The organism is Catenulispora subtropica (assembly GCF_039531675.1).
Classification (GTDB): domain Bacteria; phylum Actinomycetota; class Actinomycetes; order Streptomycetales; family Catenulisporaceae; genus Catenulispora; species Catenulispora subtropica.
Genome location: NZ_BAAAQM010000062.1, coordinates 12,309 through 28,125 on the forward strand (window position 1 = coordinate 12,309; position 15,817 = coordinate 28,125).

Here is a 15,817-nt window from a genome sequence, read left to right on the forward strand (position 1 = left end):
GATCTCTCCTAGGCCCGGCCGGGCTTCTTCCACCAGGCGATCAGCCTGGCGATGACGTTCAGCAGCATGATGATGATGATCAGCAGCAGGGCCGCCGACCAGGTGCGGTCGTTGGAGGCCTGCTGCGACGAGGTGTAGGTGTTGTAGATCACCGTCGGCAGCGTGGCCTGGCCCTGGTCGCCGCTGAAGGGGTCGGCGTTGATGTTCGAGATGTACCCGACCACCAGCAGGATCGGGGCGGTCTCGCCCATCACGCGGGCCACACCCAGCATGACACCGGTGATGATGCCCGGCAGCGCCGTCGGGATGACGATCTTCGTGATGGTCCGCCACTTCGGCACGCCCAGCGCGTAGGACGCCTCGCGCAGCGAGTCCGGCACCAGCTTGAGCATCTCCTCGCTGGAGCGGATGACGATCGGCAGCATCAGGATCATCAGCGCCAGGGCGCCGGCGAAACCGTTCGCCTTCTGGCCCAGCCCCAGGATCCACAGCGACAGGATGAACAGCCCGGCCACGATCGAGGGCAGGCCCATCATCACGTCCACGAAGAACGTCACCGACCGGGCCAGCATCCCGCGCCCGTACTCCACCAGGTAGACCGCCACCAGCAGGCCGATCGGCACCGCCATCAGGGTGGCCAGCCCGGCCTGCTCCAGCGTGCCGATGATGGCGTGGTACACGCCGCCGCCGACCTGGCTCTCGTCGATGTTGCGCAGCGAGTGCGTCAGGAAGTCCAGGTTCAGCGCGTTCGTGCCCTTGGAGAACACCAGCCACAGGATCGAGGCCAGCGGGATGACCGCCAGCGCGAAGGTGGCGACGGTGAGCCCGCCGGCCAGCCCGCTGCGCACCCGGCGGCCGGCGGAGGGCGCGGCCAGCACCCCGCCGCCCACGGCGCCGGAGGCCGCCCGGTGCGAGCGCCCGCGTCCGGCCGTGTCGTCCGCGGCCACCTCGCCCGGCGTGTCCTTGGCCTCGAACGCGCCCCGGGCCTCCGGCAGGTCGGCGGACGCGCCGCCGGTGGCCGCCGAGGAGACGGCGGCGTCGTAGGAGGACTCGTAGCGCATCGACTCGCCGGAGCCGCCGATCCGGAACAGTCCGCCGATGCCGCGCCGCTCGCCCTTGGCGCCGCCGTGCTTGGTGATCCGCCGGGCCAGCCAGTTCACCAGGAACGTGACCACGAACAGCACCAGACCGGAGGCGATCAGCGCGCCCTGGCCGGTCTTGAACGCCGAGCCGAACTGCAGCGCGATGTTGGCCGCGATGGTGTTGCCGCCGGGCTGCAGCAGCTTGGTGACGAAGATGTAGGACGGCGAGAGCACCATCGCGACCGCGACGGTCTCGCCGAGCGCGCGGCCGAAGCCCAGCACGACCGCCGAGCCCACGCCGCTGCGCCCGTACGGCAGCACCGCGAGCTTGATCATCTCCCAGCGGGTGGCGCCCAGCGCGTAGGCCGCCTCGACCTGGTCGCGCGGGGTCTGCAGGAACACCTCGCGGGAGATCGCGGCGATGATCGGCAGGATCATGATGGACAGGATCACGCCGGCGGTGAACACCGAGCGCCCGAAGATCCCGGACTCGAACGGCGGGAGCCAGCCCAGCAGGTCGGAGACCACCTGGGAGGCGCCCTGCATGTGCGGTACCAGGAACAGGATGCCCCACAGGCCGTAGATGATCGACGGGACGGCGGCCAGCAGGTCGACGATGTAGCCGAGCACCTGCGCCAGCCGGCGCGGCGCGTACTGGGTGATGAACAGCGCCACCCCGACCGCGACCGGGGCGGCGATGACGATCGCGATCAGCGAGGTGACCAGCGTGCCCCAGGCCAGCGCGCCGATCCCGAACTTCGGCGGGGTGTCGTCCGGCGCCCACTGGCCGGTGTACGTCACCACGTTCGCGGTGTTCGCGGACAGGGCGTCGGAGGCCCGGTAGACCAGGAAGGCGGCGATCGCCCCCATCAGGATCAGCAACAGGATCGCGGAGCCGCGCACCGCTCCGGAGAAGACGGCGTCGCCCCGGCGGGTCCCGGAGTCCAGGGTCTTGGCGGATCCCCCGCCGCCGCGCGGGGTGGGCCGGGTGGCGGTCGGCGCTATGCCGCTCATTCGGGTCCTGCCTCGTCGCTCGGGCGCCCAACGAGTGGAGCTGGGCCCGGGTGGTAAGTGTTCACTGCTGGTTTCGATTCCGTTAGACCAAAACGGACAATGCGGGACGCTGCTGGACCGGCGTCCCAGCGCCGACACGTCGGAGCCGTACGGTGGTGGCCGACGGCTCCGACGTGTCGCATCAGATCGCTGTGTCCTGCGTGCGGGCGACTACTAGCTCAGGCCCGCGAAGATGGCGCCGACCTTGGTCTGCTGGTCCGAGGACAGCGCGACGTAGCCCAGCTTCTCCAGCTGCGACTGCGCGCCGGTGCCCGCGGTGTACTGCAGGAAGTTCTTCAGCACCGGGAGCTTGGCCGAGTCGTTGCCGGTGGAGCAGACGATCTCGTAGGTCACCAGGACGGCCGGGTAGGCGTCGTCGGCCGCGTAGGTGTAGTCGAAGTTGAACTTGTAGTTGCCGTCGGCGGTGTCGACCTGCGCCTTGGAGATGAAGTTCGAGGCGTTGGCGATGGTCAGCGGGACGAACTTGCCCTGCGCGTTGCCGATCGCGGCGGTCTTCAGGTTGTTCGAGGTGGCGTAGGAGACCTCGGCGTAGCCGACCGCGCCCGCGGTGGACTGCACGGCCTGGGCCACGCCCTTCGAACCCTGGGCCGCCTGGCCGGTGCTGGCCGGCCACTGCTTGTTCGCCGCCGTCGGGAAGTCCGCCGCGGCGGTCTTGTTCAGGTAGTTCGAGAAGTTGAACGAGGTGCCCGAGGCGTCGGAGCGGTGGTAGGCCTGGATGGCCAGGTCCGGCAGGCTCACACCCGGGTTCTCGGTGGCGATCGCCTGGTCGTTCCACTTGGTGATCTTGCCGGTGTAGATCTTGCCCAGGGTGGAGGCGGACAGGTTCAGCTTGTCCACGCCCGGCACGTTGTACATCACGGCGATGGCGCCGGGGATGGTGCCCACGGAGACGGCCTTGCCGCCGCAGCGCTGGTCGGCCTGCTTCTGCTGGTCGGCGTTCAGCGGATAGTCCGAACCCGCCCAGTCGGCCTGCTTCTGCACGAACGCGGTCACACCCGGGCCGGAGCCGTTGCCGTTGTAGCTGATGTTGGTCCCGCTACCGCACTTGGTCTGGTAGTCCTTGATGAACTGGGTGATCGCCGTGGCCTGCGCCGACGAGCCCTGCCCGGAGAGCGTGCCGTTGGCACAGTTGATGGCACCGCCGGTGGCGCCCGAGGCGGAGGACGAGGAACCCGAGGCGGGGCTGGACGAGCCGCCGGCCGCCGAGCTGGTCGACGACGAGCCGCCGGAGCTGGACGACGTGTTGTTGTCGGAACCACAAGCCGTCAGGGAGGCAAGGGCGATGGCCAGCACCCCGGCGCCGACCGCGGCACTGCGTCCATTAACACCAGCGTGGATCTTCACCGGGAAGTCCCTTCGAGAAATCGGAAGTCATGAGCATGCGCTGTCATCGACGAAGCTAGGGAGGTCAGGTGAATCGATGGACGGGTGAAGGTGAACGGAGGGTGAACGGTGCCGGGCGGCCGGGCGAGTGGGACGGGAGGTGTACGTTCGGTCCGGCCGGGTAGTCGGGGAGCGGTCGGGACATGGGACGGGGAGTCCGTGTGGGGGAGGGTCGAGCTTTGCGAGGGTGGGCGATACGAGCCGCGGCGACGGCGCTGGCGGCGGCACTGGCCCTGTCGGGGTGCCAGAGCAAGGGCAAGAGCGGAGCCAAGGGGCGGCCGAAGCCGCGTTCGGTGACCAGCACGCACACCTCGTCTCCACCGTCGACCCCGTCCGCGACGGGCGGGACGTGCCACGCGCGACCGGGCCCGCTGCCCGACGCGGCCTGTACGCCCGGCGCGACGAACCCGCAGGTCACCCAGGCGAACATCAACGACACGATCTGCAAGTCCGGCTGGACGGCGACCATCCGGCCGCCGGTCGGCTACACCGACAAGCTCAAGTCCGACGGTATCCGGGCCTACGGATACAGCAACACGAGCGCGTCCGCCTACGAGGAGGACCACCTGATCAGCCTCGAACTCGGAGGCGCGCCGTCCGACCCGAAGAACCTGTGGCCGGAGCCCGGCGGCTCGCCGAACGCCAAGGACAAGGTGGAGAACGACCTCAACCGGGCGGTGTGCGGCGGCAAGGTGAAGCTGGCCGACGCGCAGCAGGCGATCGCGAGCGACTGGACCGGCGCCGAGCGGAAGCTCGGGATCGGGGGCTGAGCGGCCGGGCCTCGGCCGTCGCCCGTGCGTCAGCATGAAGCGATGGCGATCCTTCGCCGAGGCCCGGGACCGGGACTGAGGGTCAGACCTTCAGCCGGTCGATCGCCACGACCGCGCCCTCCCGCGCGTGCAGTACCCAGGCCTCGCCCGTCGCCAGCGCCCGCCGCCCGGCCCGCACCGCCTGCCCCAGCGGTGTCTCGCCGAGCAGCTCCGGCAGCACCGGCCGGTGCGTGCAGGCGACGACGGGGCGTCCCGCCTTCAGCACCTGGCGCAGCCACGCGCGTCCGGCCTCCGGCTCGGCGTCCTCCGCGAGCGCGCGTTCGGTCTCGATCTCCACGCCGAACGCGCGCGACGCGGGCAGCACCGTCTCCAGGCAGCGCGCGAAGGGCGAGCTCACCAGCGCGGCGTCGCCGTACGCCGCCAGGGCCGGCACCAGGGCCTCGGCCTCCTCGCGGCCGCGCTCGGTCAGCGGCCGCTCCGGCTCGGTGCCGTCCCAGCGCTTGCGGGGCAGCGCCTCGCCGTGCCGCAGCAGGAGCACGGGCACGGTGTCGACCGGAGCCGCCGTGAACGCCTCCAGCAGATCCTGGTCGGTCTGCCGGGTCAGCAGTGCGCGGGCCTGGGCGGCCGACACCCACTCCAGCCGGTCCACCTCGGAGTTCGGCCTGAACTCCGCGCCGGCCACGGCCTGCGCGGCCCAGTACTTCACGCGCTTCGTCCGCGGCGGGCCGCCGAACGAGACGTCGTACTCCTGCGTCGGCAGGCGCCGGCCCACCAGCACCGGACAGCCCGTCTCCTCCAGGACCTCGCGGACCGCCGCGGCCAGCCAGGTCTCGCCCGGGTCCAGCTTCCCCTTGGGAAAAGACCAGTCGTCGTAGCGCGGGCGGTGGATCACCGCCACCTCCGGCCCGGCGGGGCCCGGCCGCCACACGACGCAGCCGGCGGCCCGGACGCGGATGGGACCAGGTGGTGGTGGGGCGGAGCTGCGGGCGTTCATGGGCGAGGCGACCTTTCTCAGTACTCGTTTCCGGCGGTGCCGAGCCCCGCACCCGGAACCGTCTGCGATCCGACGGCGGTGCCCCCGGACCCGCGGCCCGGGGTACGCCCGCCACTCTCAATCCAACAACATCGCCGAACTCCGCGCCCGCAGGACCGCCAACCGCTGCTCCTCGTGCAGCCGGCCCAGCACGTAGCCGGTCGTCGCGGCGATCCGCGGGGTGTCGGCGGCGCGGTGCACGCAGTCGGCCGCCAGCACCGCGTCCCGCTGCTCGCTCAGGGCGCCGGCCGCCAGGGTGAGCCGGGTGATCAGCGCCGCCGGATCGTGGCCTCCGATCACGGCTCCGGCCGGCCGGCAGAGCTCCGTGGTGTGCAGCGCGGCCTCGGCCGCCCCGACCGCCGCCAGCCACCGGGCGTCGCCCTCGGCGTCCTCGGCGGTCAGCGGTTCCGGCAGGTGTTCGGCCAGCCGGTGCCAGGCGTCGTAGGCCGCGCCCGCGATCTCCGGCAGCACGTCCTCGCAGGCCCGCTCGGCGGCCGGGGTCAGCGGCACGTCCCGCGCCAGCGTCGCCATCCGGTCCGCCAGCGCGTGGAAGCCCGGTCCGACCAGGGCCGCGGTCGCCGCCCCGTGCGCCGCCGACCGCTCCCGGTCCAGCATCCGGGTCAGCAGGGTCCGGGTGCGGGCCGCGCCGCCGTCCGGATAGCGTCCCTCGGCGATCCACCGGTCCAGCGGGGCCAGCAGCCGCGGGCGCACCGCGTCGGCGTCCCGTTCGGCGGCCAGCACCCGCGCCGTCGCCTCCAGCTCCGCGCCGAGTTCGTCGGCCCAGGCCGGGTCGACCAGGTCCCGGCACGCGGCCAGGGCCGAGCCCACCCGCCGGCAGGCCGCGCGCAGCCGGACCGCCGCCGCCTGCTGCACCGGCAGCGCGCTGTGCGTCAGGAAGGCGCGGGACTGCTCCGCGAGGTAGCCCCGCACCGCCAGTCCCGCAGGTCCGTCCGGTGCGGCCGCCCCGAAGCCGGCCATCGCGCGCTGAGTCGCTGCATCCATGTGTCCGCCACTGCCCCCACGACGTGCGTCAGGCCTCTGCCTGACGGTTCGGTTCCGCCGTTGCCCGGATGGCGGTGCTGGTCCCTGTCCCTGTCCTGCTGCGCCGGGCGCGCACGCCCGGTCCGTCCGGCACCCGCGGACGGCCGCTCCGGCCCGCCGTCTCCCCAGCAGCGTCCACCGCGCTCACCGTGCTCACCGCGCCCACCGTGGTCACCCCGCCGGCCGCCGGCTCCACCAGGTGGACCGCTCGGCGATCAGCGTGCTCTGCAGATCCGCCAGCGGCGATCCGTCCTCGGCGTACTCCGACCGGGTCCAGGTCCCGTCGCCGCCCAGGTCCCAGGCCGCGGTGCGGGGGTCCATCGCCAGGTCGAACAGCGCCGAGATGGCGCGCCGCTGCTGCGGCTCGACCAGCCGCACCAGGGTCTCCACCCGGCGGTCCAGGTTGCGGTGCATCAGGTCCGAGCTGCCGATCCACACCTGCGCCTCGTCGTCGAGCCCGAACACGAAGGCCCGGGAGTGCTCCAGGAACCGGCCCAGCACGCTGCGGACCCGGATGTTCTCCGACATCCCCTCGACCCCGGGCCGCAGGGCGCAGATGCCCCGCACCCAGACCTCGACCGGGACGCCGGCCTGCGACGCCTCGTAGAGCGCGTCGATCACCGCCTCGTCGACGATCGAGTTCACCTTGATCCGGATCCGGGACGGCTGCCCGGCCTCGGCCCGCTCCTTCTGCTGCCCGATCAGCTCGACCAGTCCGGGCCGCAGCGCGTTCGGCGCGGTGAGCAGCCGCCCGAACTTCGTCGGGTGCGCGTAGCCGCTGAGCCGGTTGAACAGGTCCGACAGGTCCGCGCCGATCTCGTTGTCGCAGGTGAGCAGGCCCAGGTCCTCGTAGAGCCGGGCGGTCTTGGGGTTGTAGTTGCCGGTGCCGACGTGCGAGTAGCGGCGCAGGAACCCGCCCTCGCGCCGCACCACCAGCGACAGCTTGCAGTGCGTCTTCAGCCCGATCAGCCCGTAGACCACGTGGCAGCCGGCCTGCTCCAGCTTGCGGGCCCAGGAGATGTTGGCGTGCTCGTCGAACCGGGCCTTGATCTCCACCAGCACCAGCACCTGCTTGCCGGCCTCGGCGGCGTCGATCAGGGCGTCCACGATCGGCGAGTCGCCGCTGGTCCGGTACAGCGTCTGCTTGATCGCCAGCACGTCCGGGTCGGACGCGGCCTGCTCCAGGAACGCCTGCACGCTGGTGGCGAACGAGTCGTAGGGGTGGTGCAGCAGGATGTCCCGGCGCCGGATCGCGGCGAACACGTCGGCCGGCTTGCCCGGCCCCTCGTCGGCCAGGTCCGGGTGGGTCTTGGTGGCGAACGACGGGTACCGCAGCTCGCTGTACTCGCCGAGCTTGCCGATGTCGGCGATCTGGTGCAGCCCGGTCAGGTCCAGCGGCGCGGACAGCTTGAAGACCTCGTCCTCGTTGATGTCCAGCTCGCGGATCAGCAGGTCCAGCACCTGCGGCCGGATGTGCTCGTCGACCTCCAGCCGCACCGGCGGCCCGAAGCGGCGGCGCATCAGCTCCCGCTCCAGCGCCTGCAGCAGGTTCTCGTCGGTGTCCGCCTCGACCTCGAGGTCCTCGTTGCGGGTCACCCGGAAGGCGTGGTGGTCCAGGATCTCCATGCCCGGGAACAGCAGCTCCAGGTGGGCGGCGATGACGTCCTCGACCGGCACGTAGCGGCCCGGGTTGGCCTCGACGAAGCGCGGCAGCAGCGGCGGCACCTTCACCCGGGCGAAGTGCTCCTGCCCGGTGTCCGGGTCGCGCAGCGAGACCGCGAGGTTCAGCGACAGGCCGGAGATGTACGGGAACGGGTGCGCCGGGTCCACCGCCAGCGGCGTCAGCACCGGGAACAGCTGGTAGCGGAACAGCTGGAACAGCTTCTCCCGCTCCTCGCCGTCCAGGTCGCCCCAGCGGATGATGGCGATCCCGACCGCGGCCAGCTCCGGGCGCAGCTTCTCCTGGAACACCGCGGCGTGGCGGGCCATCAGCTCCCTGGTCTCGGCCAGGATCCGGCGCAGAACCTCCCGCGGCGGCAGTCCGGAGGCCGAGGTGGTGGCCACCCCCGTGGCCAGGCGGCGGCGCAGGCCGGCCACCCGGACCATGTAGAACTCGTCGAGGTTGGAGGCGAAGATCGCGAGGAAGCGCGCGCGCTCCAGGAGCGGTACCTGGGCTGAGTCCTGAGCGAGTTCCAGTACGCGCTCGTTGAACCTCAGCCAGGAGATCTCCCGGTCCAGGAAGCGGGTCTCAGGGGCCGGGCCGGTCATGATGGTCAGCCTGACACGTCGCGATGAACGGCGGGTAGCGGGAGGGTGGAATCTCGGCGTCCGGGTGAACGCGTGCGCCATCCGGGCGAAAAAGCGCTGCTCAACAGGTGAAACCCCTTCCGTGGCGGTATCGATGGATCTGGAAGGTGTACCCGGGTCCGCCCGAGGCACCTCCCCTGCTTTTGCCGCTTCGAACCGTGACGACAGCGTGACGACAGGAGGCCCCGGAGATGTTCGGGATGAAGACCCTGGTGGTGGGCGGCGGCGCGGCCGCGCTGTTGTGGATGATGAACACACATGCCAGCGCCGGAGACCTCGTGGACAACGTCAAGAACGGCGCCTCCACGGTCTCGAACGGAGTCCAGAACCTGCAGAGCGGATACCAGAGCCTTTCCAGCGGCGTCCAGAGCCTCTCCGGCGGCGTCTCCGGCGGCGTCCAGAGCCTGTCGGGCGTGGCCGCCGCGGTCCAGGGCGCGCTGCCGGCCGACAGCACCTCCCCGGGCAGCGGCCTCAGCGGCCCGGCGGTGGAGCTCAGCCCGAGCGCGGCCAAGCCCGGCCAGCAGGTGCTGATCACCGTGCCCACCTGCATCCAGCCCGACTCCGGCACCGCGACCTCGTCGGTGTTCACCAACAACGGCTCGGTCGCGCTGACCCGCAACCCCAAGGGCGCGGGTCTGGCCGGCACCGCGACGATCATCTCGACCGCGCAGAACGGCAACTGGTCGGTGAACGTCACCTGCGGCACCGGCGCCAACAAGCTGAACGGCGTCACCAGCATCACGATCTACGGCGGCCGCAACCCCACGCCGACCAACCCGCCCAAGGCCGGCGGCGGCGGTTCGGTGATGAAGGGCGACGTCGGCATGACCGCCGGCGGTATCGCGCTGGTGGCCGGCGGCATCAGCTACGGACTGTGGACGATGCGGCGCCGCGGGGCCTCCGGCACGCATGTCGGGTGACCCCGCCCCGGCGAGCCCGGGCGGCGCCGGCCGGACCGGCGGCGCCGGACCGGGCCCGCGGCGCCACCGCAGGGTTCTGCAGATCGTCCTCGCCGTGGCCGTCGTGGCGGCCGGGTTCAAGCTGCTGAGCTCCGGTGTCAGCGCCCTGACCGGGCCGCCGTCACCGTCCCGGGGCGCGCTGTTCGGCACCTGGTCCGGCCCGGCGGCCGCGCCGCTGGAGCGGTCGGTGCCGTTGCGGGTGAAGGTGCCCTCGGTGGGCATCGACGCCCCGCTGATCCGACTGGGGATGGACCGGGACGGCGCCGTCGCGGTGCCGCCGATGTCCGCGCCGTCCGAGGCCGGCTGGTTCACCGGCAACCCGACGCCGGGGGAGCGCGGCGCGGCGATCATCGTCGGCCACGTCGACACCGACTACGGCCGCGCCGTGTTCTACCCGCTCGGGAACGTTCAGCCCGGTGCGCTGGTCGTGGTCGACCGCGCGGACAAGAAGCACGCGCAGTTCCGGGTGACGTCGGTCGAGGTGGTGGACAAGGGCCGGTTCCCGGCGCAGCGCGTGTATGGCGTCGGCGAGGACATCGACACTGCGCAGCTGCGGCTGATCACCTGTGGCGGCGCCTTCGACGGCCAGCACTACGCCGACAACCTGGTGGTCTACGCGCAGCTGGTCGGCTCCACCGGCTGAGCGGTCAGGGCACGCGGTACATCACGTCGGCGCTGCGCCGCGTGAACCCGAGCCCGCCGTACACGGCGATCGCCGGCTTGTTGTCGCCCTCGACATAGAGGATCACCTCGCTGAGTCCGCGCTCCCGCAGGTGCTCCAGTCCCAGAAGGGTCAGGGCCTTGCCGAGCCCGCGGCCCTGTTCGGCCGGGTCCACGCCGAGCACGTAGACCTCGCCGACCGGTCCGTCGCCGTAGGCGCTGTGGTCGTGGACCTTGGTCCAGTGGAAACCGACGAGCTTCCCGTCCCGCCAGGCAAGGAGGAACCCGGCCGGATCGAACCAGGGCTCGGCCATGCGCGCGCGCAGGTCATCGAGCGTCATCGAGCCCTGCTCCGGGTGGTGCGCGAAGGCCCGCGCGTTGAGGTCGACCCAGGCCTCGTCGTCGGCACCGGGCCGGAACGCGGCGACCGTGACGCCCTCGACCTCCGGCGCCGGCGGCACCTCGTCGAGGGGCCGCGCCATCACCCACAGCTCGCGGTCCAGCTCCAGACCGCGCTTCCCGGCCAGCGCCGCGGCCGCCGGGAGTCCGCCGTGCGCCCACACGCGCAACGGCTTGTCGCCGCGGCGCACCTTCATCCGCAGGGCGTCCAGCAGCGCGCCGCCGACGCCCTGTCGGCGCGCCGACGGGGCGACCACGACCTCGGCCGAGGGGCCTTCCTCGGGATTCGTCTTGTCCAGGAAGGCGTAGCCGATCAACTCCGAACCCTGACCGGAGAGCCGCCGGGCCACGAAGTGCCAGGCGTCGGCGTCGCCCTGGTGCTTCAGGTGGAGCAGGACCTGCTCCGGGAGCGGCGCCACGCCGTCGGTCCGCTCGGCGGCTTCGGCCAGGGCTCGGATGGCGGCGACATCCGCCTCGGTCACATGGCGGAGGACGCCGATGGAGATACCAGTTCCTGTCACCCCACCACGGTACGGGCCGGTTCGGGGTCGGCGGAGCGCGCGTCGACCGACCCGCCGCCGGAGCCCCCGGACCCGCCGGACCCGTTGTTCGACCCGGTGCCGCGCTTGTCCGGCGTGACGAAGCGGTAACCGACGTTGCGCACCGTGCCGATCAGCGCCTCGTGCTCCACGCCGAGCTTGGCGCGCAGCCGCCGCACGTGGACGTCCACGGTGCGGGTGCCGCCGAAGTAGTCGTAGCCCCAGACCTCCTGCAGCAGCTGCGCGCGGGTGAACACCCGGCCCGGATGCTGCGCGAGGTACTTGATGAGCTCGAACTCCTTGAAGGTGAGGTCCAGGACCCGGTTGCGGATCCGCGCCGTGTAGGTGCCCTCGTCGATCGACAGGTCGCCGCTCTTGATCTCCAGCGGGACGTCGTCCGCGACCGCGCCGGCCGCCAGCTTCCCGATGGCCAGCCGCAGCCGGGCCTCCACCTCCGCCGGCCCGGCCGACTCCAGCAGCACGTCGTCGATGCCCCACTCGGCCGTGACCGCGGCCAGCGCGCCCTCGGTGGTGATCAGCAGCAGCGGGCAGTCGACGCCGGTGGTGCGCAGCAGCCGGCACAGGGAACGCATCTGGGGCAGGTCGCGACGGCCGTCCACGAGCAGGGCGTCGGCCGGTGGGGTGTCGATCAGCGCGGAGGCCTCCGCCGGCGCCACCCGCACGTTGTGCAGCAGCAGGCCGAGGGCTGGAAGCACCTCGGAGGACGGGGTCAGGGAGTTGGTCAGCAACAACAGGTTGGACATCCGCGGATCGCTCCTCGCCAGTCCGGGGGCGTCTTCTTTTCGGCGCCCGCCAGAAAACACATAGAGGACCCGTGGGGCGTCATCGCCCTGGTCCTCTGTCAGAGAGGATAGCCGTCATGAGCCGTTTCCCCGAGGTTTCCGTGCCGGAGTTCACACGTATTTTACCTGGGCAAAGGCGCAGCTCCAGCCGGTCCGGGACCGGCCAGACCCTTCTCACGGCGGACGGAGTACGGCTCAACGCGGTGCACAGGCCCGGTGTCGACAGGAGGTGGGCGTTCGTTCTGTGCCACGGATTCACCGGTTCGTGGCGTGGCGCGGACATGTCCCGGATCGCGGCCGCGTTACGGGCTCATGGCGGAGTGATCGCGTTCGACTTCCGCGGTCACGGACAGTCACACGGAAGATCCACGGTCGGTGATCTCGAGGTGCTCGACCTGCACGCGGCGGTGGAGTGGGCGCGCGTCCTCGGTTACCGGAATGTGGCGACGGTGGGTTTCTCCATGGGCGCCTCGGTCGTGGTGCGGCACGGCGGCCTGTGCGGCTCGGGCGTCGGTCCCGGCACCGTGACCGACGCCGTGGTGTCGGTGAGCGGACCGGGCTGGTGGTTCGAGCGCTCCACCCGGCCCATGAAAATGGTCCACTGGTTGGTACAGCACCCGATGGGACGGATGGTGTCGAGCGTGGCGCTGAGGACCCGCATCCTGCCGGACGGCTGGAACCCGGTGCCCGAGTCGCCGGTGGAGCTGGTGGCGCGGATCGCCCCGGTGCCGCTGCTGGTGGTGCACGGCGACGCGGACCGGTACTTCCCGCTCGGTCACGCCCAGGCCCTCTACGCCGCGGCGGGGGAGCCCCGCGAGCTGTGGATCGAGCGCGGGTTCGGGCACGCCGAGGCGTCCGCCGGCGTGGACCTCATCGGCCGGATCGGCCGCTGGGTGCGTGCCCTCCCCGCCGCGGACGAGCACGTGGGGGAACTGGAAGGAGAAGCGGGATGAGCGGACTGATCCGTTACTGGGCCGCGGCCAAGGCGGCCGCCGGCACCAGCGAGGAGCCGTACGAGGGCGAGCTGCTCGCCGACGTGCTGGCCGCCGCCGTGGCCCGGCACGGCGCCGGGCTGGGCGAGGTGGTGCGGCGCTCGTCGTTCTTGGTGGACGGCACCCCGGTGGGCCGCCGCGACCCGGCCGCCGTGGCCCTGCCGCCAGGGGCGGTGGTGGAGGTCCTGCCGCCGTTCGCCGGAGGCTGAGCCCCCGCCCTGGTACCTTCAGGCGGGCAGGCAGTCGGCAGGAGGAACGCAGGGTGGGCGAGTACACGGGCCGGCGACGTGGGCGGCCGGCTTCCGAGCCGCAGCCTGAGGAGCCCCAGTACGCCGAGGCACCCGCGTACCAGGACGGGTATTACGCCGACGAGGGATACGGGTACCAGTACGAGCAGGGTTATGAGCAGGGGTACGAGCAACAGCCCGAGTACACCGGCTATGAATACGACTATGGCTACGAGACGCCTGCGCCCTCGTACGAGCCTGCGCCTTCGTACGAGCCTGCGCCTTCATATGAGCCTCAGCAGCGGCCGCACTCGCGCCGGGGGCAGCCATCGCCTGAGGAGATGTACGGCTACGCCGAGCAGCAGTACACAGAGCAATACAACGATCAGTACTACGACGGGTACACGGAGCAGTACACCGAGCAGTACACCGAGCAGTACGTAGACGACTACACCGAGCAGTATGTCGAGCAGTACCCCGGGCAGTACGCCGAAGAGTACGTCGAGCAGTACTCGGAAGAGTACGTCGAGGGCTACGCCGAACCGCGCTTCGAGCCCCGCCGCCGTTCCGCCGCCGACGTTCCAGAGGACTATGCCCAGCAGGACTACGGCCCGGAGGACTACACCCCCGCAGCGCCGCGGCCCTACCGCGAAGCACTTCCCCTGCTCGCCCACCTCCCCTTCCTCGGGGCCTCGACCGCGGCGCTCGTCATCGCCTCCTTCGTCTCCGTGAAGGCCGTCGCGGCCGTCGTCATCCCGCTGCAGATCCTCGTCGCCTGGGCGATTCTCGACCTCGCCGGCTACGCCTCCCGCCGCACCGCGGCGTTCGTCGCCCTCCCGGCCCTCGCGGCCACCGTCGGCACGTTCAAGTTCCAGGCCGACGAGTCCGCGACCGCGGTCGCCGGGGGACTCGGTGTGGGGTTTTTCCTCGTGGCGGCGGACGCGGTGTTCCGGGCGCGCCGCCGGGGCGTAGAACCCGGTACCGTCCGGGCGATCGCGGCCGCCTCCGCGGCGCTGCTGTTCACCGGTCTGACCGGCCTGTTCCTGCCCGCCGCGCGCTTGGAGACCGGCTCCGTCGCCATCGGCGCGGCGGTCGGCGCCCTCGTCGGTCTGGTGGCCGCCCGCAACCCGGAACTGGGCTCCAGCCGGGTCGTGGTGGTGGCTCTTCCGGCCGTTGTGGCCGCCCTAGCGTCCTATACCGCGGCTATCCTCGTGGCATGACTTACGAGGAGGGGATCGAACAGCTGAACTGGCAGGCGCAACCACCGCCGCCGGCCAGGCGGCGCAAGTGGCCGCTGCGGCTGGCGATCGTGCTGCTCGTGCTGGCGGGGCTGTTCGTCGCGGCGGACCGGATCACGGTGGGGATCGCGGAGAGCCAGATCGCCAAACGCGTGCAGTCGTCCCAGAACCTGGCGACCAAGCCGTCGGTGACCATCGCCGACTTCCCGTTCCTGACCCAGCTGATCGGGATGAAGCTGGACCACGTCTCGATGGACGCGCGCGGCGTCGTGCGCAACGGGGTCCGGGTCAGCGACCTGCACGTGGACCTGAACGGCGTCGCGCCCTCCAACGGGTTCACGGAGGCCAAGGTCGACAGACTGTCCGGCACCGCCTTCTTCAGCTGGGCCGACCTGGAGGCGGCCGCGGCCGCCCAGCACCTGGACGTCACGCTGGCCGAGGGCCCGGACAACTCGATCCGCGTCACCGGCCCGCTCGCCGGCCTCGGCAAGGTCACGCTGCAGAGCAAGCTGAGCCTCGGCCCGGACAACCGGCTGCAGCTCGCCGCCACGAAGGTGGAGACGCCGATCCCCGGCCTGTCCGGCCGGATCCCGAAGGACCTCGACTTCCCGATTCCGGTCGGCGCGCTGCCGATGAACCTGACCCTGCAGCTGAACGACCTGAAGACCTCCGGCGACGGGCTGCGGGTGAAGGCTCTGGCCGACCACGTCACCATCACCAGTTCGGGCATCTCCGGCGACTGACCCCGGCCGCCCCGGCCCGTCACCGGCCTAGGTGACGATCAGCTTCCCGTGCATCTCCGGGTGGATCGAGCAGTGGAACGGGTACGTGCCCGGGGCCGTCGGCGCCTTGAACGTCACCGTCTGCCCGGCCGGCGCCCGCACGTCGAACTGCCCCGGGGCGTCCCCTGTGACGGTGTGGTCGGCGGAGTCGGAGTTGGTCACCGTGACGGTCGCCCCGGCCGGGACGGTCAGCGGCCCGGAGAAGGTGAAGCTCGCGATGGTGATCGTGCCCGCGGTCGCCGGAGCCGATGAGCTCGGTGGGGCTGAAGTGGTGGGTGGGTTGTACGGTCCGGATGAGCCAGACGAGCTTGACGAGCCGCTGGAACACGCGGCAGCCGCGATCAGCAGCGCCGTGGCGACTCCGGAGACGAGTGCTGTGCGCTTCATACCGGTGCAAACGCGGCCGGGCGCCCGACGGTTCACCGCCAACCTCGAGCGCGACTGGACGCGAACAGGTGTCGGCGGTTCACCGTCGGTGCCATCATGCGGTGGTGGCGTGGTGGCGACGAGTTGAACCGGATCCGCCGC

Annotated in this window: 16 protein-coding genes and 1 pseudogene; 8 read left to right on the forward strand and 9 right to left on the reverse strand. The window is 71.6% G+C overall.

The features are described from left to right. Positions 1-8: 8 nt before the first annotated feature. From pstA to pstS, 3 genes and pseudogenes are all read right to left on the reverse strand, one after another. A complete protein-coding gene (gene pstA / locus ABD466_RS36815; protein ID WP_425558838.1) occupies positions 9-1,061 on the reverse strand; it encodes a phosphate ABC transporter permease PstA in 1,053 nt (350 codons plus the stop codon). A 51-nt stretch (positions 1,062-1,112) separates the two neighbouring features. Then, positions 1,113-2,096, reverse strand: a pseudogene (pstC, locus tag ABD466_RS36820) (phosphate ABC transporter permease subunit PstC); the annotation flags it as partial. A gap of 213 nt (positions 2,097-2,309) precedes the next feature. Further along, positions 2,310-3,500 carry a phosphate ABC transporter substrate-binding protein PstS gene (pstS, locus tag ABD466_RS36825; protein ID WP_344661895.1) on the reverse strand — a complete coding sequence of 397 codons (1,191 nt, stop codon included), beginning with the start codon at positions 3,498-3,500 and terminating at the stop codon, positions 2,310-2,312. 200 nt (positions 3,501-3,700) lie between these two features. Between pstS and ABD466_RS36830 the strand changes: the two genes are divergently transcribed. Further along, a complete protein-coding gene (locus ABD466_RS36830; protein ID WP_344661896.1) occupies positions 3,701-4,309 on the forward strand; it encodes a hypothetical protein in 609 nt (202 codons plus the stop codon). An 82-nt stretch (positions 4,310-4,391) separates the two neighbouring features. Here ABD466_RS36830 and ABD466_RS36835 read toward each other — a convergent pair whose 3' ends face one another. The 3 genes from ABD466_RS36835 to ABD466_RS36845 form a co-directional block, all read right to left on the reverse strand. Continuing rightward, positions 4,392-5,303 (reverse strand): NUDIX hydrolase, encoded by a 912-nt coding sequence (locus ABD466_RS36835; protein ID WP_344661897.1) that lies wholly within the window; start codon positions 5,301-5,303, stop codon positions 4,392-4,394. A 117-nt stretch (positions 5,304-5,420) separates the two neighbouring features. Beyond that, entirely contained in the window at positions 5,421-6,344 is a 924-nt protein-coding gene (locus ABD466_RS36840; RefSeq protein ID WP_344661898.1) for a CHAD domain-containing protein, read from the reverse strand. Between the two features lie 210 nt (positions 6,345-6,554). Further along, positions 6,555-8,651, reverse strand: a complete 2,097-nt coding sequence (locus tag ABD466_RS36845; protein ID WP_344661899.1) for an RNA degradosome polyphosphate kinase — start codon at positions 8,649-8,651, stop codon at positions 6,555-6,557. A 230-nt stretch (positions 8,652-8,881) separates the two neighbouring features. Here ABD466_RS36845 and ABD466_RS36850 point away from each other — a divergent pair, with 230 nt between their 5' ends. Beyond that, the gene (locus tag ABD466_RS36850) at positions 8,882-9,610 is read left to right on the forward strand and encodes a hypothetical protein (protein WP_344661900.1); all 729 of its coding nucleotides are present in this window, start codon (positions 8,882-8,884) and stop codon (positions 9,608-9,610) included. Beyond that, a complete protein-coding gene (locus tag ABD466_RS36855) occupies positions 9,600-10,292 on the forward strand; it encodes a class F sortase (protein ID WP_344661901.1) in 693 nt (230 codons plus the stop codon). The genes ABD466_RS36850 and ABD466_RS36855 overlap by 11 nt, the downstream gene beginning before the upstream one ends. A 4-nt stretch (positions 10,293-10,296) precedes the next feature. Here the strand turns inward: ABD466_RS36855 and mshD are convergent, their stop codons facing one another. Beyond that, complete coding sequence (gene mshD / locus ABD466_RS36860) at positions 10,297-11,229, reverse strand: mycothiol synthase (RefSeq protein WP_344661902.1); 933 nt, start codon at positions 11,227-11,229, stop codon at positions 10,297-10,299. Next, positions 11,226-12,011 (reverse strand): response regulator transcription factor, encoded by a 786-nt coding sequence (locus tag ABD466_RS36865; RefSeq protein WP_344661903.1) that lies wholly within the window; start codon positions 12,009-12,011, stop codon positions 11,226-11,228. The genes mshD and ABD466_RS36865 overlap by 4 nt, the downstream gene beginning before the upstream one ends. 116 nt (positions 12,012-12,127) lie before the next feature. Between ABD466_RS36865 and ABD466_RS36870 the strand changes: the two genes are divergently transcribed. From ABD466_RS36870 to ABD466_RS36885, 4 genes are read left to right on the forward strand one after another with little or no spacing between them, the layout of a single operon-like run. After that, positions 12,128-13,003 (forward strand): alpha/beta hydrolase, encoded by an 876-nt coding sequence (locus tag ABD466_RS36870; RefSeq protein ID WP_344661904.1) that lies wholly within the window; start codon positions 12,128-12,130, stop codon positions 13,001-13,003. Next, positions 13,000-13,251, forward strand: a complete 252-nt coding sequence (locus ABD466_RS36875; protein WP_344661905.1) for a MoaD/ThiS family protein — start codon at positions 13,000-13,002, stop codon at positions 13,249-13,251. The genes ABD466_RS36870 and ABD466_RS36875 overlap by 4 nt, the downstream gene beginning before the upstream one ends. 53 nt (positions 13,252-13,304) lie before the next feature. Continuing rightward, positions 13,305-14,489 carry a hypothetical protein gene (locus ABD466_RS36880; RefSeq protein ID WP_344661906.1) on the forward strand — a complete coding sequence of 395 codons (1,185 nt, stop codon included), beginning with the start codon at positions 13,305-13,307 and terminating at the stop codon, positions 14,487-14,489. Continuing rightward, the gene (locus ABD466_RS36885; RefSeq protein ID WP_344661907.1) at positions 14,486-15,250 is read left to right on the forward strand and encodes an LmeA family phospholipid-binding protein; all 765 of its coding nucleotides are present in this window, start codon (positions 14,486-14,488) and stop codon (positions 15,248-15,250) included. Before ABD466_RS36880 ends, ABD466_RS36885 begins: the two co-directional genes overlap by 4 nt. Before the next feature lie 27 nt (positions 15,251-15,277). Here the strand turns inward: ABD466_RS36885 and ABD466_RS36890 are convergent, their stop codons facing one another. Beyond that, positions 15,278-15,514, reverse strand: coding sequence for a cupredoxin domain-containing protein (locus tag ABD466_RS36890; protein ID WP_344661944.1), 237 nt, complete (start codon positions 15,512-15,514; stop codon positions 15,278-15,280). Between ABD466_RS36890 and ABD466_RS36895 the strand changes: the two genes are divergently transcribed. Next, on the forward strand, positions 15,444-15,803 hold the full coding sequence (locus ABD466_RS36895; protein ID WP_344661947.1) for a hypothetical protein: 360 nt from the start codon (positions 15,444-15,446) through the stop codon (positions 15,801-15,803). The genes ABD466_RS36890 and ABD466_RS36895 overlap by 71 nt on opposite strands. Positions 15,804-15,817: the final 14 nt, after the last annotated feature.